Source organism: Leucobacter sp. PH1c, from assembly GCF_000633415.1.
In the GTDB taxonomy this organism is placed as follows: domain Bacteria; phylum Actinomycetota; class Actinomycetes; order Actinomycetales; family Microbacteriaceae; genus Leucobacter.
On the sequence record NZ_AYMV01000016.1, the window covers coordinates 22600 to 48686 of the forward strand.

The window sequence follows — 26087 nt, forward strand, 5'->3', positions numbered from 1 at the left end:
GACCCACGCAATCGCCAGGGATGCGAGGCCCAGGAGGCCGAGAAAGAAGAGTTCGAGCGCAAGCAGCATGCGGCCAGTCTACCCGAAATCGAGCCGGGTGAGGACTCAGCCGATGAGCAGCCCGATGACGTCGATCGCCCCGATCACGAGCACCGAGCCCGCAACGCTGAACGCCACGCGAGTGATGAAGCCGACGCGCTGCGCCGTGCCGAGCTGGAGCCCGAAGGTGACGAGCGTGCTCGCCCCGATCGCGAACACGAGCCAGGCGAAGCGGTCCTCGTTCGGGACGAGGATCGTGACGAGCGCGCCGATCACTGCGGCGACGGCCCACGCGGCGATGAGTCGCGGCACGTGCCAGGAGTGCACGTCGGGCATCTCCCGAGGTTCTTCGATCTGGGACTCGGTCACGGCCACATTCTTCCACACGGCGCCGAAACCTGGGCGAAACGGAGTCGAAACGTACGCCCCCGTAGACTGGGGGTGTTCAGGGAACGAGGAAGGGAGCATCGCGCATGGAGCTGCTCTGCCTCACGGACCGGGACCCGGCCGAATCGCTTCCCGGGCTCGACCTGCTACCCCACGAGCTGCGCACCTCGCCGCTCGCGCTCCAGATCCCGGAGACGCTCGCCGCCCGCTACGACGCAATCCTCATCGACGGCACGCTCGACGCCCGCCGAGCGCGCAGCGCGTGCCTCAGCCTGACCTCGGGCGTGAGCACGCCCCGCGTGGTCATCCTCCCCGAGGTCGCGCTCACGGCGCTGACCGCGGAGTGGGGGATCGCGGAGCTGCTGCTCCCCACGGCGAGTCCCGCGGAGATCGAGCTCCGCCTGCGCCTGCTCGCACAGCAGTCCTCCGCGCAGACTCCCCCGCCCGCGGTCCAGGCCGCGGGCGTTGTCATTGACGAGTCCAATTTCACCGCGCGCCTGTTTGGCCGCCCGCTCGACCTCACCTACAAGGAGTTCGAGCTGCTGCACTTCCTCGCCGGGCACCCCGGGCGGGTGTTCACCCGCGAGCAGCTGCTCAGCGAGGTCTGGGGCACCGACTACTTCGGAGGCACCCGCACGGTCGACGTGCACGTGCGGCGGCTCCGAGCGAAGCTCGGCGATCACGAGGGGCTCATCAGCACCGTGCGCGGCGTCGGCTACGGATTCGCGCGAGCCAAGCTCGCCGGGGAGGATGAGGAACATGGCTCCGCGCACTGATCTGCTCGAGTTCACCGCAGCGGGGCGAGCGCCCGAGGCCGAGCTGCTCGCAACGGCGCGCGGGATCATCGCCGCAGCGGAGGCCACCGACGGTGTGCCTCCCGTGTCGGATCAGGCGATGCTCGCCGCCGCCCGCGGCGAGCGCGCACTCATCGTGTTCGCGGCTCCCAGCGCGACGCCCGGCACCGAGCCCGGCGCGACGCCCGGCGATGCTCCGCACGGAGCAGACGCGCTCGCGCTCGGGATCATCGGCGACGGCGAGCTCGACCTCGTGGTCCGCCCCGAGGCGCGCGGCCGCGGTGTCGGCGCCCGGGCGCTCGCTGCGCTGCTCGCCCGGCATCGGCCCGCGGACGGCCCGCTGCGCGCCTGGGCCCACGGCACGAATCCGGCCGCCGATGCCCTGCTTGAGGCAGCGGGTTTCGTCCCCGTGCGCTCGCTCTTCCGCATGGCGCTCGATCCCGCACTGCTCCCCGCGGACGGCCGCGACCCGCTCGCGCTCGCTCCCGCCGGCCTCGGGCTGCACCGCTTCGGTGCCGAGCCGGGCGACTCGGCCGCGTGGGTGCGGGTGAATGCGGCCGCCTTCGCGACGCACCCCGAGCAGGGGCGCATGACGGAGGCGGATCTCGCGCAGCTCGCCGCCGAGCCCTGGTTCGACGCGGCCGACCTGATCCTGCTCACGGATGCGCGGGGCGAGGCGATCGGCTCGACCTGGGTGAAAACGCTCCGCGACCCGGAGACGGACGCCCGAGACACCGAGCTGTACGCACTCGCCGTGCACCCGGAGCACGCGGGGCGCCGGCTCGGCAGCTTGCTCCTCGACGTCACGCTCGCGCGCATGGCCGAGCATGCGCCGCGCAGTGTGACGCTCTACGTGGACGGTGAGAACGAGCGCGCCGTGCGGCTGTACGAGCGCGCGGGGTTCACGGTCGATTCACGCAGCCGCCAGTGGGAAACGGGCGCCGGCGACGGCGCAGGTGCCAGAATGGACGCATGAGCGAAGAGACGCCCGAAGTCGCCACCGATCTCGCCCCCCTGCCCGCGGATCGCTACATCGACCGTGAGCTGAGCTGGCTGGCGTTCAACCAGCGGGTGCTCGAGCTGGCCGAGGATCCCACGATCCCGCTGCTTGAGCGCGCGAACTTCCTCGCTATCTTCGCGTCGAACCTCGACGAGTTCTTCATGGTGCGCGTCGCGGGGCTGAAGCGCCGCATCGTCACGGGGCTCGCGGTGCCGACGAACGTGGGGCGCGCCCCCACCGAGGTCCTCGCCGACATCAACCGCACGGCGTACGAGCTGCAGCTGCGGCACGCGAACTGCTTCCGCGAGCAAGTGCAGCCCGCGCTCGCCGAGGCCGGGATCAAGATCGTCGACTGGGAGCAGCTCGACGACGCGGACCGCGTGATCCTCACGGACTACTACGAGCAGCGGATCTACCCCGTGCTCATGCCGCTCGCCGTCGATCCCGCGCACCCGTTCCCCTACATCTCGGGCCGGGCCCTCAACCTCTCGATCCGGGTGCGCAACACTCGCACCGACAAGATCGAGTTCGCGCGCCTCAAGGTGCCGCAGATGATTCCGCGCTACGTGCGCGTCGACCGCCGCGAGGACGCCGAGGACATCCGGTACATCCCGCTCGAGGCGCTCATCGCGAACCAACTCGACGGTCTCTTCCCCGGCATGGAGGTCATCGACCACCACGTCTTCCGCGTGACGCGCAACGAGGACATGGAGATCGAGGAGGACGAGACCGAGAACCTCATCCAGGCGCTCGAGAAGGAGCTGCTGCGCCGTCGCTTCGGCCCGCCGATCCGGCTCGAGATCTCCGACGACATGGATCCGGCGACGCTCGAACTACTCGTCCGCGAGTTCGACATCGACGAGGAGCAGGTCTACACGCTGCCCGCGCCGCTCGACCTCTCAGGGCTGTTCGCGCTCACGGGGCTCCCCCGGCCGGACCTGAAGTTCAAGCCGCACATCCCGGTGACCCACCCGAAGTTCCGCACGAACTCGCCGAGCGAGCGCCCGGACACCTTCGCCGCCATCGCGCGCCGCGAGGTGCTCGTGCACCACCCGTACGAGTCCTTCGCGACGAGTGTCCAGGCCTTCCTCGAGCAGGCGGCGACCGATCCCGATGTGCTCGCCATTAAGCAGACGCTGTACCGCACCTCGGGCGACAGCCCCATCGTCGCCGCGCTCATCAAGGCCGCCGAGGCGGGCAAGCAGGTGCTCGCGCTCGTCGAGGTGAAGGCTCGCTTCGACGAGGAGGCGAACATCACCTGGGCCCGCAAGCTCGAGCAGGCGGGTGTGCACGTGGTCTACGGCCTCGTCGGGTTGAAGACCCACTGCAAGCTCGTTCAGGTGATCCGCGAGGAAGGCGGCAGGCTCGCCCACTACTGCCACATCGGCACGGGAAACTACAACCCGAAGACGAGCCGCATCTACGAGGACTTCGGCCTGTTCACCTCCTCGCCCGAGGTCGGCCGCGACGTGACGAAGCTCTTCAACGTGCTCTCGGGCTACGCGATCGAGACGGACTACAACCGGCTCCTCGTCGCGCCGCTCCAGCTGCGCCACGGCCTGCTCGAGCGCATCGAGCGCGAGGCCGATCACGCGCGGGCCGGGCGCCCGAGCGGCATCAAGCTCAAGGCGAACTCGATGGTCGACGAGGCCATCATCGACGCCCTCTACCGCGCGAGCCAGGCCGGTGTGCCCGTCGAGGTGTGGGTGCGCGGCATCTGCTCGATCCGCGCCGGCGTCCCGGGGCTGTCCGAGAACATCCAGGTGCGCTCCGTGCTGGGCCGCTACCTCGAGCACTCTCGCATCTACGCCTTCGAGAACGCGGGCGAGCGCGACGTCTTCATCGGCAGCGCCGACCTCATGCACCGCAACCTCGACCGCCGCATCGAGGTGCTCGTGAGCATCACCGACCGGGAGCACCTCGAGCGCATCGACCGCTTCTTCTCGTTCGCGTTCAGCGACGACGTGTCGTCGTGGCGGATGCTGCCGGATGGCAGCTGGCAGCGCCGGGTGATCAGCGAGGAGGGCGAGCTGCTCCCCGATCTCCAGGACCTCGTGATGATCGACCGGACCGAGGCGAGGGCACGGAGAACGCGGTGAGCACCGAGATCCTCGCCGCGGGCACGGTCTGCTGGCGGCGGGTGCCGACGCCGGCGGGCGAGCAGCTGCACGTGCTCCTCATCCACCGCACGAAGCAGCGCGACGTGTCGTTCCCGAAGGGGAAGCTCGACCCGGGCGAGAGCATGCCCGAGGCCGCCGTCCGCGAGACACGCGAGGAGACCGGCCTCGGCGTCACGCTCGGCGTGAACCTCGGCACGATCCACTACGAGCTGAGCGGCGGCCGCCGGAAGACCGTGCAGTACTGGGCGGCGGAGGTGACCGGCGCCGCAGCGCTCGCGTCGACGTTCACCCCGAACAACGAAGTGCAGGCGCTCGAGTGGGTGCCCGCGAGCGCGGCGCGCGCACGGCTCTCGTACCGCGCCGACCGCGAGCTCTACGACGTGTTCCTGCGGCTCGCCGAGCACGAGCTGCTCGACACCTTCTCGGTGACGCTGCTGCGCCACGCGAAAGCCGAGCCGCGCGGCGAGGGCGCTCCCGTCGACCACCTGCGCGGCCTGACCGACGCGGGCGAGCTGCAGGCGCGCACGCTCGTGCCGATCCTCGCCTGCTTCGGGCCGAAGCGGATCCGCTCGTCGAGCGCGCGCCGCTGCCTGGAGACCGTCGCCCCGCTCGCGGCGCACCTCGACAAGCGCGTCCGCGTCTCGGAGGCGCTGAGCCAGGACTTCTGGGACGCGGGGGATCTCGCCGAGACCCGGCGGCTCATGGGGAAGATCATCACACGGGGCAAGAGCACCATCGTGTGCAGCCACCGGCCCGTTCTCCCGGACCTCGCGCGCGAGCTCGTCCTCGCGACCGGCAGCGTGCCCGGAGACTACCTGAGCGAGGCGACCGCGCTGCCGCCCGGGGGATTCTCCGTGTTCCACTTCTCCCGCACCCGCCCGGGCGCCGGGATCCTCGCCGTCGAAACCTATCCGCTGAAGCACTGAGCGGGAGCCTCGCCCGGATCCGCGGCGGGCCCGCATGGGATCCGCGCCCGTTCGCGGGCCGAAGCGAGTGGCGAACCTCGGCCCGCGGCGCCCGGAATGACGGCCAGGATCTGAACTCGGGGTGACCGTCCGGGGTCGCGCCCCGGCGCCGCCGACGCACAGCCGCTCCCACTCGTTCACCCGTTGTTCACCCGCTGGCAGACCGCGCTTCACACTGCCCGCTTAGCGTGGGGATGTGGTCGAACGAGACCACCCCCAACATCCGCTCTCAGATTGGATCACACGCAAGTGAAGCTCTCAGCACTGACCAAGGTCGCGGCCATCGGCGGACTCGCCGCGCTCACGCTGACCTCCTGCGCCGCGAACGAGTCGGGCTCCACGGCCCCCACGGACGGCAACTCCTCCTCGCTCGCGGGCGAGCTCGTCGGTGCCGGCGCGTCCTCGCAGGGCTCGGCCCAGGAGGCCTGGGTCGCCGGTTTCCAGACCACCCACGCTGACGTGACCGTGAACTACGATCCCACCGGTTCGGGTGCGGGTCGCGAGACGTTCCAGCAGGGCGCGAGCGCCTTCGCCGGTTCCGACCGCGCGTTCAAGGCCGAGGAGATCTCGGCCGGCCCCTTCCAGGCCTGCGCCCCCGACACTGGGATCGTCGAATTCCCCGCGTACATCTCCCCCATCGCCCTCATCTTCAACGTCGAGGGCGTCGACTCCCTGAAGCTCGATGCGTCGACCGTGGCGAAGATCTTCTCGGGCTCGATCACCAAGTGGAACGACCCGGCGATCGCGTCGCAGAACGAGGGCGTCGCACTCCCCGACCAGAACATCACCGCCGTGCACCGCTCGGATGAGTCGGGCACCACCGGCAACTTCACCGACTACCTCGCGGCAGCGGCCCCGAACGACTGGACCGTCGGCTCGATCGAGTCGTGGCCGACCGAGTTCGGCGGCGAGGGCGCCCAGGGCACCTCGGGCGTCGTCGAGGCCGTGACCAACGGCGTCGGCACGATCGGCTACGCGGACGCCTCGCGCGCCGGCGAGCTCGGCACCGTCGAGATCAAGGTCGGCGACGAGTACGTGGCGTACACCCCCGAGGCCGCCGCCGCGATCGTCGACGCGTCGCCCCTCGAGGACGGCCGCACCGATCACGATCTCGCGATCAAGCTCGACCGTAACTCCACCGAGGCCGGCGTCTACCCGATCGTCCTCGTGAGCTACCTCGTCGGCTGCGAGCAGTACGCCGACTCGGCCAACGCCGAGCTCGTCAAGGAGTACTTCAGCTACATCGTGAGCGAAGAGGGCCAGAAGGTCGCGGCGGACGCCGCGGGCAGCGCCCCGATCTCGGCCGATCTGCGCACCAAGATCCAGCCCGCGATCGACGCGATCAGCTAATCGCTCGAGTGGGGCGCGGCGCACGCCGCGCCCCACTCGCCGTGTTCGACCCACCACACCCGTCACGAACCAGGAGCCCGAGTGACCACCGCTTCCGCCCCTTCCAAGCCGGTGCTGAGCCTCGGCGATCGCGTCTTCTCGCGGTCCGCGCTCTTCGCGGGCAGCATGATCCTCGTGACGCTCGCCGCCGTCGCGATCTTCCTGATCGTCCGCAGTCTCCCCGCGTTCGTCGCGACGAACGAGACCGCATCGCTGCTCAGCAGCAACTTCTGGGCCTACGTCGGCCCCCTCGTCTTCGGCACCGTATGGGCGGCAACGCTTGCGCTTGCGGTCGCGCTGCCGCTCGCGATCGGCATCGCGCTCTTCATCTCGCACTACGCGCCCCGCCAGCTGGCGCAGCTGCTCGGCTACATCGTCGACCTGCTGGCCGCCGTGCCGAGCGTCGTGTTCGGCCTCTGGGGCATCGGCGTGCTCGCACCCGCGGCCCAGCCCGTCTACGCCTGGCTCAACGACCACTTCGGCTGGATCCCGCTCTTCGGCGGCGTCGTCACCGGTACCGGCCGCACCATCCTCACCGCGGCCCTCGTGCTCGCCGTGATGATCCTCCCGATCATGACCGCGATCTGCCGCGAGATCTTCCTCCAGGCGCCCGTGCTCCACAAGGAGGCGGCGCTCGCGCTCGGCGCGACCCGCTGGGAGATGATCCGCCTCTCGGTGCTCCCCTTCGGCCGCCCCGGCATCATCTCCGCCGCCATGCTCGGGCTCGGCCGCGCGCTCGGCGAGACCATGGCCGTCGCAATGGTCCTCTCCGCGACCGGCGTCGTGAGCTTCAAGCTCCTCACCTCCGAGAACCCGTCCACGATCGCGGCGAACATCGCGCTCGCCTTCCCCGAGGCCTACGGCGAGAACATCAACGTGCTCATCGCGACCGGCCTCATCCTGTTCATCGTCACCTTCCTGGTGAACGCGCTGGCCCGCTGGATCATCAGCCGCCGCGCCGAGTTCTCCGCCGCCAACTGATGCTGCAGCAGACCGAACGGAAAGAAAAGAGGAGCGCACCCGTGGCACTCACCGTCCGCCCCGTCCATGCGGGATCCGCCCTCGCGGGCAACCGGCTGCCGCGCAGCACGCCCTGGATCGTGCTCGGCGCGAGCCTCGTCGGATCCTTCGCGCTCTTCGCGCTCCTCTCCGCCGCGAGCGGTTCCGAGTTCTCGCTCGTGGGCGCCGTGCTCATCGGCGTGCTCGCCTACCTCGCGGTCATCACGATCCTCTCGGGCACCGTCGAGGGCCGCCGCCAGGCCGTCGACCGCCTGGTCACCGGCCTCGTGACGGGCGCGTTCCTGCTCGCGATGGTGCCGCTCGTCTCGGTCGGCATCACCGTCGTCTCGAACGGCATCGCGCGCTTCGACGCCGAGTTCTTCACCTCCTCGATGCGCAACGTCACGGGCGAGGGCGGCGGCGCGCTCCACGCCATGGTCGGCACCCTGCTGATCACGCTCGCGGCGACCATTATCTCGGTGCCGCTCGGGCTCATGACCTCGATCTACCTCGTCGAGTACGGCCGCGGCCGCCTCGCGAAGACCATCACCTTCCTCGTGGACGTGATGACGGGCATCCCCTCGATCGTCGCCGGCCTCTTCGCCTTCGCGCTCTTCGCGGTGTTCTTCGGCCCGGGCGTCCGCATGGGCATCGTCGGCGCGGTCGCGCTGTCGGTGCTCATGATCCCGGTCGTCGTGCGCTCGAGCGAGGAGATGCTGCGGCTCGTGCCGAACGAGCTCCGCGAGGCCTCCTACGCGCTCGGCGTGCCGAAGTGGCGCACGATCCTGAAGATCGTGCTCCCCACCTCGATCGCCGGTATCACGACGGGCGTCATGCTCGCGATCGCCCGCGTGATCGGCGAGACCGCACCCCTCCTCATCACCGCGGGCTTCACCGCGTCGATGAACTACAACCTCTTCTCGGATCGCATGCAGTCGCTCCCCGTGTACGTGTACACGCAGTTCGCGAACCAGGGCAACCCGGCCTTCGCGTTCCTCGAGCGCGCGTGGGCCGCCGCCCTCCTCCTGATCCTCATCGTCATGGCTCTGAACCTCCTCGCTCGCCTCATCGCGAAGTGGTTCTCGCCCAAGTTCGGCCGCTAACGCGGCGCCCAGAGTTCGCAGCCAAAGGAAAGCACACCGAATGTCGAAGCGCATCGAGGTCTCGGACCTCAACGTCTACTACTCGAAGTTCCTCGCGGTCGAGGGGGTCACGATGAACATCGAGCCCCGCAGCGTCACCGCCTTCATCGGCCCCTCGGGCTGCGGCAAGTCGACCTTCCTCCGCACCCTCAACCGCATGCACGAGGCGATCCCCGGAGCGCGCGTCGAGGGAGAGGTGCTGCTCGACGGCGAGGACCTGTACGGTGCTGGCGTCGATCCCGTGCTCGTGCGCCGCCAGGTGGGCATGGTCTTCCAGCGCCCGAACCCGTTCCCCACCATGTCGATCCGCGAGAACGTGCTCGCCGGCGTGCGCCTCAACAACCGGAAGCTCTCGAAGAGCGACGCCGAGGACCTCGTCGAGAAGTCGCTCACAGGCGCGAACCTCTGGAACGAGGTCAAGGACCGCCTCGACAAGCCCGGCTCGGGCCTGTCGGGCGGCCAGCAGCAGCGTCTCTGCATCGCGCGCGCGATCGCCGTCTCCCCCGAGGTGCTCCTCATGGACGAGCCCTGCTCCGCGCTCGACCCGATCTCGACCCTCGCGATCGAGGACCTGATCGATCAGCTGAAGCAGGAGTACACGATCGTGATCGTGACGCACAACATGCAGCAGGCCTCCCGCGTCTCCGACCGCACCGCGTTCTTCAACATCGCGGGCACCGGCAAGCCGGGCAAGCTCATCGAGTACGACGACACCTCGACGATCTTCTCCACGCCCTCCGTGCAGGCCACCGAGGACTACGTGTCGGGCCGCTTCGGCTAGATCTCCCCGCGCTTCCCCTTCCCGATCGGGGTCGCTTGGGCAGGGTGTCGCCGCGCTGTGGCGCGCGACACCGTGCCCCAGCGGCCCCGATCGCGTGTGTGTGCCGTGGCGCTGGACACCCCGGCGGCCGCGGGCGTACTGTTACGCCGTGCACACCTCCGCATCCCGGTCCTCGCTCGAGACCGCCCCTCAGGACCTCCCCGACGCCGGGCACGGCCACCGCCTGCGCACCTGGCTCATGGCCGAGACGGCGGAGGCCCCGGGCGAGCACACCGGCCCGCACGGCCGTCCGGGCGAGCATCGCCGCACGCACTGGTTCCGCGTCATGTGCCTCACGGGCGTCGACTACTTCTCGACGCTCGGCTACCAGCCGGCGATCGCGGCACTCGCCGCCGGGGCGATCGCCCCCATCGCCACGATCGTGCTCGTGCTCGTGACGCTCGCCGGGGCGCTCCCCGTGTACCGCCGCGTGGCGCAGGAGAGCCCGCACGGCACCGGGTCGATCGCCATGCTCGCGAAGCTCCTCCCCCGCTGGAGCGGCAAGCTCGCCGTGCTCGCGCTGCTCGGCTTCGCCGCGACCGACTTCATGATCACGATGACGCTTTCCGCGGCCGACGCCACGGCGCACCTCGTCGAGAACCCGTTCGCCCCGGCGGAGCTCCGCGGCCAGGAGGTCGTCATCACGCTCGCGCTCCTCGGCGGGCTCGGGATCGTGTTCCTCCGCGGCTTCCGCGAGGCGATCCGCGTGGCCACGCTCCTCGTCGGGCTCTTCCTCGCGGCGAACCTCATCGTGATCGTCGTGGCGATCGTCCATCTCGTGGGCAACCCCGCGCCGATCGGTGACTGGTGGGGCGTACTCACCACCCAGCACGGCAACCCGCTCTTCGTCATCGGGATCGCGCTCGTCGTCTTCCCGAAGCTCGCGCTCGGCCTGTCGGGATTCGAGACGGGCGTCGCCGTCATGCCGCAGATCCGGGGCGACGCGAACGACACCGAGGCCCACCCCGCCGGACGGATCCGCGGGGCCAAGCGCCTCCTCACCACCTCGGCGCTGATCATGAGCGGCTTCCTCATCGCCTCCTCGATCACCACCGTCGCGCTGATCCCCGCCGCGGAGTTCCAGGAGGGCGGCGCGGCCAACGGGCGCGCGCTCGCCTACCTCGCCCACGAGTTCCTCGGCGAGGGCTTCGGCACCGCCTACGACCTCGTCACGATCGCGATCCTGTGGTTCGCGGGCGCCTCCGCCATGGCCGGCCTCCTGAACCTCGTGCCGCGCTACCTCCCCCGCTTCGGCATGGCCCCCGCCTGGGCGCGCGCCACGCGCCCGCTCGTGCTCGTCTTCACCGCGATCGCGTTCCTCATCACGTGGATCTTCGACGCGAGCGTGGACGCCCAGGGCGGGGCCTACGCGACCGGTGTGCTCGTGCTCATCACCTCCGCGGCAGTCGCCGTGACGCTCGCGGCACGCGCCCGCGGGGAGCGCCGAGCCACGATCGGCTTCGGCGCGATCAGCGTCGTGTTCCTGTACACGACGGCCGCGAACATCATCGAGCGCCCCGACGGGATCAGGATCGCCGCCTGCTTCATCCTCGGCATCCTGGTGGTGAGCTTCGTCTCGCGCATCGCCCGCTCGACGGAGCTGCGCGCCACGGCCGTGCGACTCGACGCCCGGGCCGCTTCCTTCGTCTCCTCGGGACACCCCGTGCACCTCATCGCGCACGAGCCCCAGGATGTGAGCCCCGAGCGCTACGCGGCGAAGCTCGCGCACGCGCGCGTGGCCCACAGCCTGAGCGACGCCGCACCGCTCTTCATCGAGGTGACCGTGACCGACAGTTCCGACTTCGAGGGAGAGCTCGAGGTGCGGGGCATCGAGCGGCACGGGTTCCGGATCCTGACGGTGGAGTCGAGCTCGATTCCGAATGCGATCGCCGCGGTCGGCCTGCACCTGCAGGAGGCCATCGGCTGCACGCCGCACATCTACTTCCGCTGGACCGAGGGGAATCCGCTGGCGCAGCTCGCGCGGTTCTTCCTGTTCGGCGACGGTGAGATCGCCCCCATGACGCGCGAGGTGCTGCGCGAGGCGGCGCCGGATCCGCGCCGACGCCCCTGGGTGCACGTGAGCTAGCGCAGATCGTCCGCGCGAAGAATAAGACCGAACCGCAGAAACGCCTCTCGGCGGAAGGCCGCTCGAAGCGGCGAAAATTGGAGCCCGGGGTTACTGCGGCCCGGCTCCCCCAGTGTACCGCAGCCCGATTCCGCGCGTCAGGGCGGGTTGCGCCCGCGCGCGCCCCGGCGCGCTTCGCCCTGGATCCCGGTCGGCCCGGCTATCCCGGCTTTCCCGGCTAGGCCAGGGTGCCGTCACGCCAGCGGCGTGCCCCGGCGTGGAGTTCCTGGCTGAGCGTGGAGTAGCGCAGCGCGCGCGTGGTCAGCTGGCCCGCGTGCGCCTCGTCGTGCGCGTCCCGGGCGTCCGCGAGATCCGCCGCCCCGAGCGCCATCACCCGGCAGTAGCTCGCCGCGCGCTCGAGCGCGGCTCCCAAATCGCCGACGAAGGCGCCGCGGAGGATCGTGTCGCAGAGCGCGACGATCGAGAGCGGCGTGACCGGCTCGGCGGCACCCGCAACGATTGGGTCGATCGTCACGGAGACGGCGGAGCCGCGCCGGAAGAGGTCTGCCGCGGCCTCAGCGTCGGCCTCGACGACGCGGCGCAGCAGGTACAGGCGCCAGAGCACCCCGGCGAGGGAGTGCGCCGTCTGACCCGCCCACAGCTCGGCGATGTCGTGCAGGCCGTCGCCGGAGGCGAGGCCGACCACTCGGTCCACCACGTCGGGGTCGGTGCCCCGGCGCACACGGTCGAGCAACGCCCAGGAGGTCTCCTGGGCCAGCCGGTGCGCGGCGCCCGCCTCGTCGGAACCAATCACCCAGTCGAATGACAGGCTCGGTTGCAGCACGGGGCGCAGGTGTTCTCGGGTCACGCATCTCCTCGCTCGGGATCGCCCGCCGCCGCTTCCCGGCACGGGACCTGGCGAGTCTACGCCGCCGAGGGGCGCCGCGCGTGGATCGGGCGTTCGGGAAGGCGCGGTAGACTGAACTGAGCGCCGGCACTCCCCGAGTCTCCGGCCGCGCCTCGCCCCGATCGCTCAGGCGTCACGCGCACGATCGATACTTCGAGCCAGGTGCGCGCTGCGCTGGGCGGCGTCGGAGACCGGTCCCGCAGCAAGACCGATCATCTCGGCCGCCTGCTCTGGGCTCACCCCCGCGTCCGGGCTTTCGGCAACGACCGCGCTCGCGAGGAGAGCCTCTCGAATCGACTCGCACGCGCGCCCGGAGGACTGCAGTAGCCGAGTGATCGCGGTCTCCTCCGCACCAGGCAGCACCACCAGGTCGAGGACATAGAGATCGAAGGTCTGCATCGCGACGCTCAGCTGCTCCCCCGGGGAGAGCGACTCGTGCCACGCGCGAATGAACGCATCGCACCACTCCGGACGAGTCTCACCTGCACCCTCGGAGAGTGTCCGCATCACCGCCGAGATCGACAGCTCTGCGGCGATCTGCACCGCCGCACCGAGGTCCTCGCGCAGTATCGCGCGTTTCAGGCTGTTGTTCCTTGACCCAACCATTGCTGACCTTTCGAGAGGTGATGGGCTCGCTGATCGGAACGTGCGCGGCCACTGAGTGGTGCACCTGCGTGGATCGGGAGAGCGGGAAAACACGATAGATTAGAGCGCGTAGGGGCCTCTAGCTCAGTTGGTAGAGCATCGGACTTTTAATCCGCGGGTCGCCGGTTCGAGCCCGGCGGGGCCTACTGCCCCAGTCACCCCGCGTCGCGCTGCGTCGCGGGGTGACCGCGTTTCGGCGCCGCGATGCGCGCCTGGGGATCAAGTGGCGTCGTGTACGTTGGGGCGTTCGCCGTCTCAATTTCGAGCACCTCGTCGAAGCGCTCCAGGGTTTCCGCGCGGTGGGAGGCGGCCAGCACGGTTCCGGGGAATCGGGCGATGACGTCGGAGATCGCGCGCTCCGATTCGGGGTCGAGGCTGGCGGTGATCTCGTCGACGATCAGCACGCGGGGGCGCCGGACCAGCGCCCGCGCCAGCCGCAGCCTCGCGTGCTGCCCGCCGGACAGCCGGACGCCCTGCTCGCCGAGTTCGTCGTCCAGCGAGATCCAGCCATCGGCTCCGACCTCGGCGAGGGCGCTGCGCAGAGCCTCGTCGCCGCACCCGTCTGTGCCCGCGCCGCGGAGCAGATTGTCCCGGACCGTCCCCGGGAAGAGGTGTCCGTCCTGCTCCACGAACCCGATGGCACGGCGGAGTTCCGCATCGGGGATCGCATCGAGCGCGTACCCGCGTCCGGTGCCGTCGACGAGCTCGACCGAACCCGAGTCCGGGTCCCAGAGGCGGCCGGCGAGGGCGAGCAGGGTGCTCTTCCCCGCGCCGGAAGCGCCCGCGAGACCGACGTGGGCACCGGGACGGACCGACGCGGACCAGCCCGAGACCACGGCGGCCCGCCCGCCGTAGGAGAACCCCACCGTTCTGAAGCGGATCCCGAGGGGGCCGCCGGGAAGCGGCGCTCCGTCCCGCGTCCCGCCGACGACGGCTGGCCGGTCGAGCCCCGCGGCGACGTTCCGCGCGCTCGCGACCAGGGGCCCGAGCTGCCCGAGGGTGGCCGCGGCATCGCTCAGCGCGGCGACACCGGCGACCGCGATCGCGATCAGCGCGGGAAGGATCGCCGTGGTCCCGGCGGGCACCGGATCGCCGCCGAGGAGTCCCGCGGCCGCGGCCCCGGCGAGGACCACCCCGATGACGACGACCGCGACGGCGAGCTCGCGGAGCCCGGAGACGGTCTGCGCGAGCATCTCCGTGCGGGCCGAGGTTCGCGCCGATCGCCGGGTCGCCGCCTCGGCGTCGGCGATCACCCGGGGTTCCAGCCCCGCCGAGAGCACCTCCCGCAGCGCTCCCAGCGCATCGACGATGCTCGTCGTCAGCTGTTCCCGTTCGCGCTGCTCGCGGACGCCGAGTGCGCGCGCCGTCCGGGCGCCGAGCAGGATCGACCCGAGCACGAGCGCCCCGCCGAGCAGCACGACCAGGGCCGCGGCGGGCAGCAGGACCGCCGACGCGACCGCGGACAGCAGGAACACCAGCGCCGAGGTCGCGAGCTGCGCGACCGTGTGCGCGTAGAAGAACTCCAGTTTCTCGATGTCCCCGAGCGCCGCCGCGGCACCCTTCGCCGAGTGCTCCCGCCGACGGGCCGGCGTGCTGCGCGCGTACGAGTCGAACAGCGACGCCCGGAGGCGGGCCAGCACCCGGTACGCGAGCGCGTGGGAGAAGTCCATCTCGTGCCAGGTGAGCACCGCACGGACGAGTACCAGCGCGAGGACCGCGGCGATCCACCAGCCCGGCGGCCACGCTCCCGTCACGAGCGCGCCGCCGACACCGCCGGCGATGAGCGCCGAGAGCACGGCGAGGCCCACCGCGCTCGCGGCGCCGGTCGCGAATCCCCGCACCATGCCTGCGCGTTCGGGCCGCAGGGCCACCAGGAGCCGGGCATAGGCGCGCAGGGCCTCCGACGTCTTCATAGGATGCCTTCCTGCGACCGGAGCCGGCCGGCGTCGAGCAGATGGATGTCCGAGACGCCGCGGAGCGTCTCGATCCGGTGGGTGATCATCAGCACGATCCGGTCCCGGGCGACCTCGTGGAGTGACCGCATCACGATCTCCGCGCTCGCCGGATCGAGCGCGCTGGTCGGCTCGTCGACGAGGAGGATCGGGCGGTCTGCGAGGAGGGCACGGGCGAGGGCAATCCGCTGCCGCTGCCCGCCGGAGAAGCTCGAGCCCGCCTCGGTCACCTCGGTGCGGAAGCCGTCGGGCAGGGCGCGGATCTCCGGCAGGATTCCGGCGCGGGCGCAGGCGTCGACGAGCTCGTCCTGCGATGCGCGCCCGTGCGGGTCGAGGTTCTCGCGCAGCGTGCCCGCGAAGAGCACGGGCCGTTGGGAGAGCACGGCGGTGTCGCCGGTCCGGAGCGGACGTCCGTCGAGTTCGATCCGGCCGGAGTCGGGGGTCAGGAAGCCGAGCACCAGATCGAACAGCGTCGATTTGCCGGCGCCCGAGGGCCCCACGACGGCGTGCAGGCGGCCGCGTTCGACGACGAGCTCGGCATCGTGCACCACGCCCTGCTCCGCCGACGGATAGCGGAACGACACGCGATCGAGTCGGAGGACCTCGCCGTGCGTGGATGCGGCGGGGGCGTCCTCGGGGCGGGGAAGCTCCTCCCGACCGGGATCCCGACCCGGATCTCCTGCCGGGAAGGCGCCCAGCTCGCGCAGGCTGGGCACCGCAGTCAGGCCGAGGAACCCGGCGTGCCAGTGCCGGGAGAGATCGCGAACCGGCCGGAACGCCTCCGACGAGAGCAGCAGCACGGCGTAGATCGCGAACGGCGCCGGGGAGCCGGAGACCGCGCTCCCGATCGCGACGAACGCTGCGGCGACGAGCCCGCCCTGCACCGCGAAGTCGGTCACCGCCGTGCCCGCGAGAGACGCCCGCATGGTTCGTTCCGTCGCCCGGCGGAGCGCGTCGGAACGGTGCGCGATGCGCTCCCGCGTGCGATCCACGTCGCCGAGCAGGCGGAGCGTCGACATGCCCCGCAGCGAGTGGAGCACCTCGCCGCTCAGGGATTCGTACTCGCCCCACTGCCCGTCGCCCCGTCGTGCCAGTGCACGCTTCCAGAGCAGCGGCCCGAGAACCGCGAGCAGGACGCCGAGGGCGACGCATCCCGCTGCGAGCGGAGAGACGGAGCAGAGAGCCAGGAGCACGAGCGGGGTGCCGACGACGAGCTGCACGGTCGCCGGAATGTACTTCGACACGTACGCATCGGTCCCCTCTACGCCGTCGACGATCGCGGCGGCCGCGGCGCCGTCGCCCGCTGCCGCGTCGTGCAGCCGTTCGGGTCGCAGCACCGAGATCAGCGCTCCGCGGCGCAGAGCGCTCCGGACGCGCCCGCCGAGCCGGGCGGACGCGGCCGCCTGCCCCAGCGCGAGCAGGATCCTGAGCACCGCACCGACGAGGATCGCGATGGCGCAGGCGATCACCTGCGAGGCATCGCCGCGGAAGAACCCCGACAGCGCCCACGCAATGGCGGTCGCCTGCAGCACGTGCGTCGCGAGGACGGCGAGCTGCAGCACCGCGGAGAGGAGGAACAGCGTCGGGTGCCTCAGGGCTTCGCGCCAGAGAACGGGCACCAGCATCATCGGTCGGACTCCTTCGATCGGGCGAGCAGCGCGGACGCGTGCAGGATCCAGGTGCCGGGTTCCGGCGAGATGCCGGACACCGGGCGGACGCCGTACGTGCCCGAGCGCAGCGCCGAGGTGAGTAGTTCGGCGGCCTCGAGGTGCGCACGCCAGAGCTCTCGGAGCAGCAGGTCGGCCGGCGGATCGGCGGGCACGGACCAGACGCGCACCACCGAGGCGCCCCGGACCCACGATTGCCCCGAGGCGAGCGCGACGCGTTCGGCCCCGGGACTCGGCGGATTTCCCTCGGCCCGGGCGAGATACTCCGAGCGCTCCGGGCTCCGCCGCTCGCGCAGCAGGCTCCGATGCGAGTCAAGCACCGCGGGGTCATCGGCGATCTCCATCGTCGCGAGCGGGAGCAGCGGCGCGAGCCCGAGCCGGAGCCAGGCATCGACGTCGTGCGCGGCGGGGAACGCCAGCAGCGCGCGGAGGTCCGCGTCGGGACCGAGCCGGACCCGGTGAGAGCCGGCCAGCACGAAGCGCGCCGCCTGCAGCGCGTACGCCGTGTCCGCGATCCACAGCGGCCAGGCCCGATGCCGATAGCGGCCGAAGCTCCGCCCCGGTTGGACGGCGAGCACCAGCCAGCTTCCCCGGGGGCGGACCCCGGAGGGCCATCCGGCGACGCGCTCCCGCGCCGGGCTTCGTCGCCACCAGCGGTCGGTATCGGGGTCGTAGGCGAAACGCCCGCCGTCGGAACCCACTAGGTGGAGCTGCACCGGGTACGCACCCCCGGCCGAGGGGATCGGGCGACGAGGGATCGAGGTCGGCTCGCCCGACGCGGTGCGGTGCGGCTCCCCCGCCCGCAGCAGCGCGTCGGCGAGCGCCCGGATCCCCGGTGCGACCTCCGCCGGTTCGGCACCCCCGTTCCACCAGGGGTTCCCGCGCGGGCCGGGAGGCACCGGAGGGCCCGGGTGCGCGCCGGAGAATGCGCGCCGGAGGAGCTCCGGAATCGGGGGCGCCGCGACGGGCGACGGGAGGATGCGCGGTCCCATCGCGCGTCTCACATGTGCGGGGGCGGGACGAGGGTGAACTCGTCCGGGCCCCCGGTCCAGCGATCGCGCCAGCCGCGTTCGAGCGCCGCCTCGCCGAAGCGCGGCATCCCGAGGTAGGCGAAGGCGGCCGGAGCATTGGGCACGAGCCCGGTGACCACGGTGCGCACGACGCGCAGCGCGGTACGGCGCACGTCGGAGGTGGTGAGATCCCGCGTCAGGACGCGATGGCCGCGCCGTTCCAGTTCGGCGTAGACCTGCGGCATGGTCGTCGGGACGAGCGCGTCGATCGAGCGGACGCCGAGCGCCGGCTCGGTGAACCGACGTGCCTCCCGGTGCACCTCGGGGTCGAGCCAGACCTGCACGTGCGCACCGAGATCGATCACCCGCTCGAACCGGGGGCCGGCGATCGCGGTGTAGTCGGCGTTCGCACGATGCTCGAGATGCAGCCCGGCGGCCATGAGTCCCCGGTCGATCGCGCGGAAGACCCAGCCGTCGGCCGCCGTGCAGCCCTGCGTGTAGACCCAGGTGTGCACCGCTTCGAGCACCGCCTTGCGCGCGGCCCGCACCGGATCGAGGTGCGCGGAGAACCCCGCGGCGTAGAGGCCGCGCCGCTCGTCGTGCACGAGCGCCGCGACCGCCGGGGCGAACTCCGACGGCATGGCCACAAGATGCACGCTCAGCTCGCCGCCGTCCAGGTCGTCGAGCAGGCCGGGAACCGTCGCCGGATCGATACCGAAGGTCGGTCCGTCGAGATGCCACCAGGTTTCGAGCGCGTCCCGTTCGATCACCTCGAGCACACCCCGATCGGCCGCGTCCTCGGCTCCCGCGCCGGTGGCGATCCCCGCGTAGTTCAGGTGGTGGGTCCTCGGTAGCCCGCGGAACCGGCGCTGACGCCAGTTCAGGTGCGTCAACGCCGCGGGGAGCCAGTGGGCTCGCCCCGTACGATCCGAGCAGCGGGCCCACAGTGCGGGGGTGTCCTCGCGGAGGGCCCGGTACGGGAAGTCCGCCCGGTCGAGCTGCCACGGTGCGAAGGACGGGAGCTCGGTCGGCGGCACGACCGTCTCCCCGTCGGCGCGCAACTGCTCGGCGGTGCCGATGCGCAGGTCCTCGGGAAGCGGATCCGCCGGGATCCAGTTGCCGCAGTAGCGTTCGATCCCCTCCCCGATCGCGGCGATGCGGGCCGCGGCCGGATCGCCGAACGAGGTGCCGAGGGAGACGCGGTCCGCGGGCCATTCGCCGAGGCGGCGCGCATCCGACACCGACGCGGTGAGGGCGAGGTACGCCGGCGGGGCGCCGGCCGGCGGTCCGACCCGCGCGATCGAGCGGATGAGGCCGCATTCCGCATCGACCAGGTCCTCGACGGGAATCGGGTCGGGCAGGTGGGACGGGTGCATGGGGATCCTCTCGTGGCGCCAGGCGCCGTCTGCGGGGCCGAAGACCGAGCGGGTCGCCGGGCCATCGGGAAGGGCGAGGGGTCTCCGTGGTCGTGGAACGGGCAGACCCTCGCGGGCGAGCCAGGCGTCGATGACCGCGCCGAGACCGCCGGCGGTTCCGAGCGCGGCCGCCTCGGCCGGGTCGAGGTCGGCGGCGAGCCGATGACCCCACGGACCGTCGACGAGGTGGGTGCGACCGGGCCAGACCGCGGCGAGACGTCCGGCATCGGCATGGAAGAAATCGGCGTCGCCGCGGATCAGGAGCAGCGGTTCCGTCCGCCCCGAGGCGCAGTCTGCGAGGTTCCGAGGTTCGGCGCCCCAGAGCTTGCGCCAGCGTTCGAGAACGTCCGCGGGCCACCCCCAGGTCTCGGCGGCACGCAGCGGACCGAGCTCGCGGGCCCGCCGCGCTCGGTCCGACAGCTCGGTCTCGGGCAGGGGCGGGGCCGAACGCGGGCCGCGCCCGTGCTCGTGCCACCATCCGATGCGGGAGCGGTACTGGGGCGCGCCGTCGACGGAACGGGCGGTCTCAGCGAGCCCGAGCGCCGGGACGAGCAGCAGCATCCCCGCCGGTGCCCCGTCCCAGGCGCGGGCGGCTTCGAGCGCGGTGTGCGCGGCGTACGAGGCCCCGTAGAGCAGGAGCGGAACCCCGGGGAACTCGCCATCGACGGCGCGGAGGGCGTCGGCACCGTCCTCCGCCTCGTGCCGATAGGGATCCCACTCGCCGTCGGAGGCGTACCGGCCACGCACGTCCTGCACGATGCAGCGGTACCCGCGCCGGTTCCAGGAGCGCGCGATCGGAGCGTGCGCACCGGCGTCGTAGGGGGTTCGGATCAGGACGGTACCGCGCGGACTCCGCGGCGACCAGATCAGCCCCCGCAGCTCGATGCCGTCCCGGGTCGAGCAGTGGTGCCGCGCGGGGACGGGCTCAGCGGACCGCACGCTCGGGCGCCTCCGGGTACGGGAGCAGCGGGTGCAGTCCGATCGATCCGGTGGGCGCCACGAGCTTCCACAGCGTGCGCCGCAGCGCGTCGAGGGTCGGTTCGTCCCGCGCCCAGGCGACCGCGAGCTCGACCACCCGGGCCACCAGCAGGGTCCGCGCCGCGTCGTCGAGCGGCTGCGGCGGCGAGCCCGCCGTGCGGATCCAGGCATCGAGCTCCTCCGGGGACGCGCTCGCCGCAACGCGACGTCCGACGACCTGGATCGCGGTCGGGTCCACCGGCGCGACGGCGAGGGGATCGACGAACACGGTGTCGCCCTCCCGATACGCCCGGATGCGGGCCGCGCTGTCGCCTGCGCGGGCCTCCCAGGCGGTCCAGGCGTCCCGCAGGCGCGCGTCCTCGGCGTAGAGGACGGTGAGTCCGGACCGTGGGACGGGGACGGGGTCCGATCCCGGATCCGCCCGGCGCACGTCGGCGCCCCACGCGCTCAGCGCGGCCTCGACGGCATCGAGCACGTCGCCGGCCGGACCGAGCAGCAGCACCTCCCGGCGATGCTCGGGCCAGCGCTCGACCCGGGCCGCGGCCTCATCGGACCGGATCTCCTCGACCAGTCGTCGGAGGTACTCGGTATCGAAGTCGGCGTCGGCACCGCGATCTTCCGGGTCGAGCAGCGATTCGAGACCGTCGGGGCGGTCCTGGATCCTGACCAATCGGCCGGAGGCCAGGTGCACGACGTCCCGTGCGGGGGCGGAGACGACGAGCTGGGCTCCGGTGCCCGGGATCGGGAGCGCCGGTTTCTGCTGTTCCATATGGTTCCTCGGTGTGGTTCTCGGGGAGAGCCCGGCCGGGCGACGAATCGCCCGACCGGGCCGGATACGGGCCGGGGATGGCCCCGATCTCACTCGAAGGGGTTCTCGACCAGGGCGTTCGAGTGGGTGGCCGAGTGGTGCGCGAGCTGCTCGGTCTCTTCGATCTCGGCGATGATTCGCTGCTCCATGGGGTGATTCCTTTCGTGTGTGCACCGCCCGAGGGTTCTCGGACGGACTCGCGGGGCGAGTGCTCACACCCTAGATGAAAATGATTCTCAATATCTACTAGACTCGCCGGCATGCCAGATTCATCGCGCCCTCAGCAGACGCGGGTCGCCGACTCGCTCGACGCCGCCCTCAGAGACTGGGAAGCGCACGAGCGCCCCGGTCTCCCCGTCGACGGTTTCGTACTCGGCCGTCGCCCGAAGCGGTACCGGACCGGGCTCTACCGCGTCGACGGCACCACCGTCATCGAGCCCGAGGGCCACCTGCTCCGCATCACGCCGGCGCCGAATCGACGCCGGATCGCGGTCGAGTGGGCGCCCCGCGCCGACGAGAACGCCGTGCTCGGGATCGTCGATGCGGAACGCGAGGAGCTTCGCCTCCACGAGCGCATCGGCGTGCGCCACGACCCGGTGCTCTGGAGCGCCGATTCCTCTCGCCTCGAGGTCGCCGCGAGCCGGGAACGCGCGATCATCGAACTGGACGTCGTATCGGGCCGGAGCACAAGGATGCCCGTCGCCGGCGTGGAACGCGTCCGGCTGCTGCCCGGAGGCGCGGAGGGCCTGCTCGCCCGGCGACCAGACGGCGGACCGACCGAACTGATCGACCGGAGCACCGGCGCATCGGTCGGCCGCTACGGCGCGGTGCACCGGACGGCGATCTGCGACGAGGGGTTCGTCGTCTGGCACGACCGTGGAATCGACCGCTTCACCGACCGCGGGGCGCATCGGTGGAGCTGGCACGAACCGGGGCTCCGGATCACCGACCTCGCCTCCTCCGGCGACGGGATCCTCGCGCTCGGGGCCAGCGACGGACGCAGCGTCGTGGTGGGTCTCTCCGACGGGGCGTCCCGCGAGATCCGCGAGATCGCCGCCGGCCACGGCCCCGCTGCCGCGACGGGGATCGCGATGACCGACCACGGGCCGGTCGTCCGCGTCGAGGCCCCGCTCGTCCCGCCCCGCGTGATCCCGCTGACCGAGGCGACCGCCCCGTTCACGGACGCCGAGCCCGCGCCGGGCACCGAGGACGGTCCCCGCACCTCGACGCTGACCGTGCGAGCCGACGACGGGACCGAGATCACGGTGATCCTCGCGCTTCCGCACGACCGCACCGGACCGATCCCCGTGATCCTCACCTGCTACGGCGGCTTCGGCGTCCCGGCCCTTCCCGAGTTCGAGCCGACCATCCCCGCCTGGGTCGACCACGGTGGCGGCTACGCGATCGCGCAGATCCGGGGCGGCGGCGAGCGCGGGAACGAGTGGTGGTGGGCGGGCAGCGGGGCCCGGAAGCAGCGCGCCGTCGACGATCTCGCCGCGGTGGCCGCGGGACTCTGCGCGGCGGGCATCAGCCGCCCCGAGCTGCTAGTGCTGGCGGGCGCGTCCCACGGCGGCTGCATCGCGGCGGCCTGCGGCCTCGAGCACCCCGGAAGCTTCTCGGGGATCGCCGTGACCGCGGCTCCGCTGGACCTGCTCGCGCTCGACGCCCACCCGCTCGGACGCCTGTGGCGCGACGAGTTCGGCGACGACGGGACCGCCGAGAGCCGCGAACGGCTGCGACGCCTCTCGCCGCTCGAACGCGCGAGGAGACTGCGGCCCGATCAGCCCGTTCCGGCGTTCCTCGGCATCGTGCTCGCGGAGGACACCCGGGTGGCGCCCGACGACACCCGGCGCGTCGTCGACGCCCTGCGCGGGCACGGCGCTCGGGCGGAGCTCTGGGAGGCCCGGGGAGCCGGCCACGGGGCCAACCACCTGGACGCCCTGCACGCCATCGGGTCCAGGATCCTCGCGTTCGCGGCGCGCACGACCGGGCTGGCCGAGGCATGACCGCCGTCCGCCCGGGTCGCGCGTTCCGCCGGGTCGCGCTGCTGAGCGCCCTCGCCTGCGGGATCCTCGTCGTCCTCGTGGTCTCGGGTTCGACCGGCACCGTGCAGGTCGGGCTCGCCGATGCCGCACGGCTCGTCATCGGACACCTGATCCCGGGGATGCCCTGGATGACCGACGGGTCCCTCACCCCGCTCCAGGATCAGGCGGTGTGGCAGTTCCGGCTGCCCCGCGCCCTGCTCGCGGGCATATCGGGAGCCGGGCTCGCGCTCGCCGGCGCGATCATGCAGGTGGTGGTGCGCAACCCGCTCGCCGAGCCCTACATCCTCGGCGTCTCCTCCGGGGCGAGCGTCGGAGCCGTACTCGTCATCGTGGGCGGCAGCGCAGCAGCCGCGGGACTCGGGCTCAGCGGTGCCGCATTCCTCGGCGCGATGCTGGCCGGGATCCTCGTGGTGTTCCTCGCCCGCCGTCGGGGCGAGCTCTCGCCCACGCGGATGATCCTCGCCGGAGTCGCGCTCGGTTCGCTGCTCAGCGCCGTCACGAGCTACCTCACGCTCACAACGGATGCGCAGAACGTCGTGAGCATCATGTTCTTCCTCCTCGGCAGTGTCTCCGCCGCGACCATGTCGTCGCTGCCGATCCCCGCCGTCGCCCTCCTCGTGTCCTGCGTCGCAGCGCTGGCGCTCACCCGCCCCATGAACGCGCTGCTCTCGGGAGACGAGTCCGCGCTCGCCGTCGGCGTGCGCACGACCCGGCTCCGCGCGGTGCTGCTCGTCATCGCCTCCCTGCTCACCGGCGTGGTGGTCGCGGTGAGCGGCGGCATCGGGTTCGTCGGCCTCGTCGTCCCCCACGTCGCCCGCATGCTCGTCGGCTCGGACCACCGGAGGATGCTGCCGGTGACCGTGCTCGCCGGAGCCCTGTTCCTCATGATCGCCGACCTGCTCGCGCGCACCGTCGCCGCTCCGACCGAGATCCCGCTCGGGATCCTCACGGCCTTCGTCGGCGCCCCGTTCTTCCTCTGGCTGATGCGCCGCGGAGGCGAGCGAGCGGGGTTCGACCGATGAGCATCGAGTTCCACGACCTCCGCGTCGACCTCGGCGGGCACCCGGTCCTCACCGGCATCGACCTGCGGATCCGGCCCGGCCGGGTCACCGCGCTGATCGGTCCGAACGGCAGCGGGAAATCGACGCTGCTGCGCACGGTCTTCGGCGCACGGCGACCGACGAGCGGCCGGGTCACCGTCGACGGCACCGACGTCGCGGCGATCCCGCCACGGAAGCTCGCCCGAACGGTCGCCGTCATGCTCCAGGACGCCCCGTCCGAGTTCGATCTGACCGTGCACGAGACCGTGATGGTCGGGCGGGCGCCGCACCAGGCCGCGTTCTCCCCCGAACGGGCGGTCGACCGTCGCGCCGTCGAGCGCGCGCTGCGCACCGTCGGCCTCGAAGCGCACGCCGGCCGGTTGCTCCGGCAGCTCTCCGGCGGGCAGCGCCAACGGGTGATGCTCGCTCGAGCACTCGCGCAGGAGGGCCGGATCCTCGTGCTCGACGAACCCACCAACCACCTCGACATCACCCATCAGCTCGAGATCATGCGCCTCGTCCGCGGCATCGGGATCACGGTCGTCGCAGCGCTCCACGACCTCTCGCTCGCCGCCGACTTCTGCGACGACGTCGCCGTGCTCCACGAGGGGCGCGTGCGCGCGTTCGGCTCCCCGGGCGATGTCCTCGGCGCACCCCTCGTCCGCGAGGTGTTCGGGGTCGATCCGCGCCCGTCGACGGAGGATGCCTCCGGCCACCGCTTCCTGAGGTTCCGGCCCATCGCCGAGCCCGCACCCACCCGCGCATCCGCGCACGAATAATCAAGGAGAACCATGCAGCAGCGCACCCTCACCACCCGACCGCGAGCGGCCCGATCCCGCATTCCGCTCGCGGTCTCGGCGTCGGCGCTCGCCCTCGCACTCGTCGGCTGCGGCTCGGCGGTCGCCGACGAGCGGCCGCAGGCGCGGACGGACGCGGGCCCCGTCGTACTCGAGAACTGCGGCCGGGAGCTCACCGTCCCGAGCACGCCGAAGGCCGTGGTCGGCCTCCACCCGTCCCAGACCGAACTGCTGCTCCGCCTGGGCGTCGCGGACCGGATGGTCGGCCAGGCCCAGACCACGTCGCTCGCCTTGCCCGACGACGTCGCGAAGCTCGCGACGAGCATCCCGGTGATCGGCGAGGCGGCCCCGCCCAGCCGCGAGGACCTGCTCGCGGTGTCGCCGGACTTCGTCTACTCGCCGACCACCTACGAGTTCACCGCGGAGAAGGGGTTCGCGAGCATCGATCAGCTGACCGCCGCGGGCGCCACGGCCTACGTCGCCACCGGCGGCTGCTTCGAGCGGCGCATGACCGGGACCGTCGACGACCTCTTCGTCGATCTGAAGAACCTGGGGCGGATCTTCGGGGCCGAGGACGAAGCGGCACGGCTCACCGACCGGGCGCAGCAGGATCTCGCCGAGGTGCAGCGGACCATCGACGGCGAGCGGAAGCCGAAGGCCGCCCAGGTCTTCGTCGACGGGACCTCGCTGTCCGCGATTGGGGCGGGTGTCGAGCACGACATCATGCGACTCGCCGGGGCCGAGAACCTCTACGGCCCGAAGGACCCCGCGTTCGCCGACTTCTTCGCCGCGCAGATCACCCCCGAGTCGCTCGCGGCCCAGCGCCCCGAGGCGCTGGTGTTCGCGGTGACTGACGACGCGCACGAGCGTGCCACGCGGGACTACCTGCGGAAGACGTTCCCCGACATGCCCGCGGTGAAGAACGACCGCCTCATCGCGATCCCCTTCAGCGACACCTTCCCGGGCACCCTGGGCAACATCGACGCGGTCCAGCGGATCGCGGCCGGGCTCTACCCGCAAACCGCGGAGTCGCAGTAAGCCGCCATGAGCATCCAGAGCAAGGGGTAGGTCCCCCTTCCCGAGCTCCGATCTCTCCTCGCTCC

22 protein-coding genes and 1 tRNA gene are annotated in these 26087 nt (G+C 71.8%); 14 read left to right on the forward strand and 9 right to left on the reverse strand.

Going from position 1 to position 26087, the window contains the following annotated elements; all coding sequences use genetic code 11:
* Nucleotides 1–105: 105 nt before the first annotated feature.
* A complete protein-coding gene (locus tag U874_RS0105250) occupies nucleotides 106–408 on the reverse strand; it encodes a hypothetical protein (RefSeq protein ID WP_025133497.1) in 303 nt (100 codons plus the stop codon).
* Nucleotides 409–512: 104 nt separating this feature from the next.
* On the opposite strand from U874_RS0105250, the gene U874_RS0105255 reads away from it, so the two are divergent.
* The 9 genes from U874_RS0105255 to U874_RS0105295 all read left to right on the forward strand — a co-directional run bounded on the left by U874_RS0105255 (nucleotide 513) and on the right by U874_RS0105295 (nucleotide 11741).
* The gene (locus tag U874_RS0105255) at nucleotides 513–1202 is read left to right on the forward strand and encodes a response regulator transcription factor (RefSeq protein WP_025133498.1); all 690 of its coding nucleotides are present in this window, start codon (nucleotides 513–515) and stop codon (nucleotides 1200–1202) included.
* Nucleotides 1186–2196 carry a mycothiol synthase gene (gene mshD / locus U874_RS0105260; RefSeq protein ID WP_025133499.1) on the forward strand — a complete coding sequence of 337 codons (1011 nt, stop codon included), beginning with the start codon at nucleotides 1186–1188 and terminating at the stop codon, nucleotides 2194–2196. Before U874_RS0105255 ends, mshD begins: the two co-directional genes overlap by 17 nt.
* Nucleotides 2193–4319, forward strand: coding sequence for an RNA degradosome polyphosphate kinase (locus U874_RS0105265; RefSeq protein ID WP_025133500.1), 2127 nt, complete (start codon nucleotides 2193–2195; stop codon nucleotides 4317–4319). Before mshD ends, U874_RS0105265 begins: the two co-directional genes overlap by 4 nt.
* Complete coding sequence (locus U874_RS15890; protein WP_025133501.1) at nucleotides 4316–5266, forward strand: NUDIX domain-containing protein; 951 nt, start codon at nucleotides 4316–4318, stop codon at nucleotides 5264–5266. The genes U874_RS0105265 and U874_RS15890 overlap by 4 nt, the downstream gene beginning before the upstream one ends.
* A gap of 288 nt (nucleotides 5267–5554) precedes the next feature.
* A complete protein-coding gene (gene pstS, locus U874_RS0105275) occupies nucleotides 5555–6655 on the forward strand; it encodes a phosphate ABC transporter substrate-binding protein PstS (RefSeq protein WP_025133502.1) in 1101 nt (366 codons plus the stop codon).
* A gap of 81 nt (nucleotides 6656–6736) precedes the next feature.
* A complete protein-coding gene (gene pstC, locus U874_RS0105280; protein ID WP_025133503.1) occupies nucleotides 6737–7675 on the forward strand; it encodes a phosphate ABC transporter permease subunit PstC in 939 nt (312 codons plus the stop codon).
* Nucleotides 7675–8796 carry a phosphate ABC transporter permease PstA gene (gene pstA / locus U874_RS0105285; RefSeq protein WP_051582811.1) on the forward strand — a complete coding sequence of 374 codons (1122 nt, stop codon included), beginning with the start codon at nucleotides 7675–7677 and terminating at the stop codon, nucleotides 8794–8796. The genes pstC and pstA overlap by 1 nt, the downstream gene beginning before the upstream one ends.
* A gap of 40 nt (nucleotides 8797–8836) precedes the next feature.
* Nucleotides 8837–9616 (forward strand): phosphate ABC transporter ATP-binding protein PstB, encoded by a 780-nt coding sequence (gene pstB, locus U874_RS0105290; protein WP_025133505.1) that lies wholly within the window; start codon nucleotides 8837–8839, stop codon nucleotides 9614–9616.
* A 325-nt stretch (nucleotides 9617–9941) separates the two neighbouring features.
* Nucleotides 9942–11741 (forward strand): hypothetical protein, encoded by a 1800-nt coding sequence (locus U874_RS0105295; RefSeq protein ID WP_025133506.1) that lies wholly within the window; start codon nucleotides 9942–9944, stop codon nucleotides 11739–11741.
* Nucleotides 11742–11958: 217 nt separating this feature from the next.
* Here the strand turns inward: U874_RS0105295 and U874_RS0105300 are convergent, their stop codons facing one another.
* Both U874_RS0105300 and U874_RS0105305 read right to left on the reverse strand, forming a co-directional pair.
* On the reverse strand, nucleotides 11959–12588 hold the full coding sequence (locus U874_RS0105300; RefSeq protein WP_025133507.1) for a hypothetical protein: 630 nt from the start codon (nucleotides 12586–12588) through the stop codon (nucleotides 11959–11961).
* A gap of 165 nt (nucleotides 12589–12753) precedes the next feature.
* Entirely contained in the window at nucleotides 12754–13233 is a 480-nt protein-coding gene (locus U874_RS0105305) for a hypothetical protein (RefSeq protein WP_025133508.1), read from the reverse strand.
* Nucleotides 13234–13345: 112 nt separating this feature from the next.
* Here U874_RS0105305 and U874_RS0105310 point away from each other — a divergent pair.
* A tRNA-Lys gene (locus tag U874_RS0105310) sits at nucleotides 13346–13418 on the forward strand.
* A 9-nt stretch (nucleotides 13419–13427) separates the two neighbouring features.
* Here the strand turns inward: U874_RS0105310 and U874_RS0105315 are convergent.
* The 6 genes from U874_RS0105315 to amiA form a co-directional block, all read right to left on the reverse strand.
* Nucleotides 13428–15185, reverse strand: coding sequence for an ABC transporter ATP-binding protein (locus U874_RS0105315; RefSeq protein ID WP_025133509.1), 1758 nt, complete (start codon nucleotides 15183–15185; stop codon nucleotides 13428–13430).
* The gene (locus U874_RS0105320; protein WP_025133510.1) at nucleotides 15182–16852 is read right to left on the reverse strand and encodes an ABC transporter ATP-binding protein/permease; all 1671 of its coding nucleotides are present in this window, start codon (nucleotides 16850–16852) and stop codon (nucleotides 15182–15184) included. Before U874_RS0105320 ends, U874_RS0105315 begins: the two co-directional genes overlap by 4 nt.
* Complete coding sequence (locus U874_RS0105325) at nucleotides 16849–17883, reverse strand: hypothetical protein (RefSeq protein ID WP_025133511.1); 1035 nt, start codon at nucleotides 17881–17883, stop codon at nucleotides 16849–16851. Before U874_RS0105325 ends, U874_RS0105320 begins: the two co-directional genes overlap by 4 nt.
* An 8-nt stretch (nucleotides 17884–17891) precedes the next feature.
* A complete protein-coding gene (locus U874_RS15770; protein ID WP_025133512.1) occupies nucleotides 17892–20255 on the reverse strand; it encodes a YcaO-like family protein in 2364 nt (787 codons plus the stop codon).
* Entirely contained in the window at nucleotides 20242–21063 is an 822-nt protein-coding gene (locus U874_RS15775; protein WP_025133513.1) for a hypothetical protein, read from the reverse strand. Before U874_RS15775 ends, U874_RS15770 begins: the two co-directional genes overlap by 14 nt.
* Nucleotides 21064–21152: 89 nt before the next feature.
* Nucleotides 21153–21251: a streptamidine family RiPP gene (amiA, locus tag U874_RS15870; protein ID WP_255342042.1), complete on the reverse strand. Its 99-nt coding sequence runs from the start codon at nucleotides 21249–21251 to the stop codon at nucleotides 21153–21155.
* A 111-nt stretch (nucleotides 21252–21362) separates the two neighbouring features.
* Between amiA and U874_RS0105345 the strand changes: the two genes are divergently transcribed.
* Genes U874_RS0105345 through U874_RS0105360 form a run of 4 tightly spaced genes read left to right on the forward strand, consistent with a single transcriptional unit; the run spans nucleotide 21363 to nucleotide 26022 of the window.
* Entirely contained in the window at nucleotides 21363–23108 is a 1746-nt protein-coding gene (locus U874_RS0105345; RefSeq protein ID WP_025133514.1) for a prolyl oligopeptidase family serine peptidase, read from the forward strand.
* A complete protein-coding gene (locus U874_RS0105350; RefSeq protein WP_025133515.1) occupies nucleotides 23105–24169 on the forward strand; it encodes an iron ABC transporter permease in 1065 nt (354 codons plus the stop codon). Before U874_RS0105345 ends, U874_RS0105350 begins: the two co-directional genes overlap by 4 nt.
* Nucleotides 24166–24966, forward strand: coding sequence for an ABC transporter ATP-binding protein (locus tag U874_RS0105355; RefSeq protein WP_025133516.1), 801 nt, complete (start codon nucleotides 24166–24168; stop codon nucleotides 24964–24966). The genes U874_RS0105350 and U874_RS0105355 overlap by 4 nt, the downstream gene beginning before the upstream one ends.
* A 12-nt stretch (nucleotides 24967–24978) precedes the next feature.
* A complete protein-coding gene (locus U874_RS0105360) occupies nucleotides 24979–26022 on the forward strand; it encodes an ABC transporter substrate-binding protein (RefSeq protein ID WP_025133517.1) in 1044 nt (347 codons plus the stop codon).
* Nucleotides 26023–26087: the final 65 nt, after the last annotated feature.

Coding starts and splice junctions, on each gene's coding strand:
- U874_RS0105255 (WP_025133498.1), top strand. CDS start 513: ATGGAGCTGCTCTGCCTCACGGACCGGGACCCGGCCGAATCGCTTCCC.
- mshD (WP_025133499.1), top strand. CDS start 1,186: ATGGCTCCGCGCACTGATCTGCTCGAGTTCACCGCAGCGGGGCGAGCG.
- U874_RS0105265 (WP_025133500.1), top strand. CDS start 2,193: ATGAGCGAAGAGACGCCCGAAGTCGCCACCGATCTCGCCCCCCTGCCC.
- pstA (WP_051582811.1), top strand. CDS start 7,675: ATGCTGCAGCAGACCGAACGGAAAGAAAAGAGGAGCGCACCCGTGGCA.
- pstB (WP_025133505.1), top strand. CDS start 8,837: ATGTCGAAGCGCATCGAGGTCTCGGACCTCAACGTCTACTACTCGAAG.
- U874_RS0105295 (WP_025133506.1), top strand. CDS start 9,942: ATGTGCCTCACGGGCGTCGACTACTTCTCGACGCTCGGCTACCAGCCG.
- U874_RS0105305 (WP_025133508.1), bottom strand. CDS start 13,233: ATGGTTGGGTCAAGGAACAACAGCCTGAAACGCGCGATACTGCGCGAG.
- U874_RS0105315 (WP_025133509.1), bottom strand. CDS start 15,185: ATGAAGACGTCGGAGGCCCTGCGCGCCTATGCCCGGCTCCTGGTGGCC.
- U874_RS0105320 (WP_025133510.1), bottom strand. CDS start 16,852: ATGATGCTGGTGCCCGTTCTCTGGCGCGAAGCCCTGAGGCACCCGACG.
- U874_RS0105325 (WP_025133511.1), bottom strand. CDS start 17,883: ATGGGACCGCGCATCCTCCCGTCGCCCGTCGCGGCGCCCCCGATTCCG.
- U874_RS15775 (WP_025133513.1), bottom strand. CDS start 21,063: ATGGAACAGCAGAAACCGGCGCTCCCGATCCCGGGCACCGGAGCCCAG.
- amiA (WP_255342042.1), bottom strand. CDS start 21,251: ATGGAGCAGCGAATCATCGCCGAGATCGAAGAGACCGAGCAGCTCGCG.
- U874_RS0105345 (WP_025133514.1), top strand. CDS start 21,363: ATGCCAGATTCATCGCGCCCTCAGCAGACGCGGGTCGCCGACTCGCTC.
- U874_RS0105350 (WP_025133515.1), top strand. CDS start 23,105: ATGACCGCCGTCCGCCCGGGTCGCGCGTTCCGCCGGGTCGCGCTGCTG.
- U874_RS0105355 (WP_025133516.1), top strand. CDS start 24,166: ATGAGCATCGAGTTCCACGACCTCCGCGTCGACCTCGGCGGGCACCCG.
- U874_RS0105360 (WP_025133517.1), top strand. CDS start 24,979: ATGCAGCAGCGCACCCTCACCACCCGACCGCGAGCGGCCCGATCCCGC.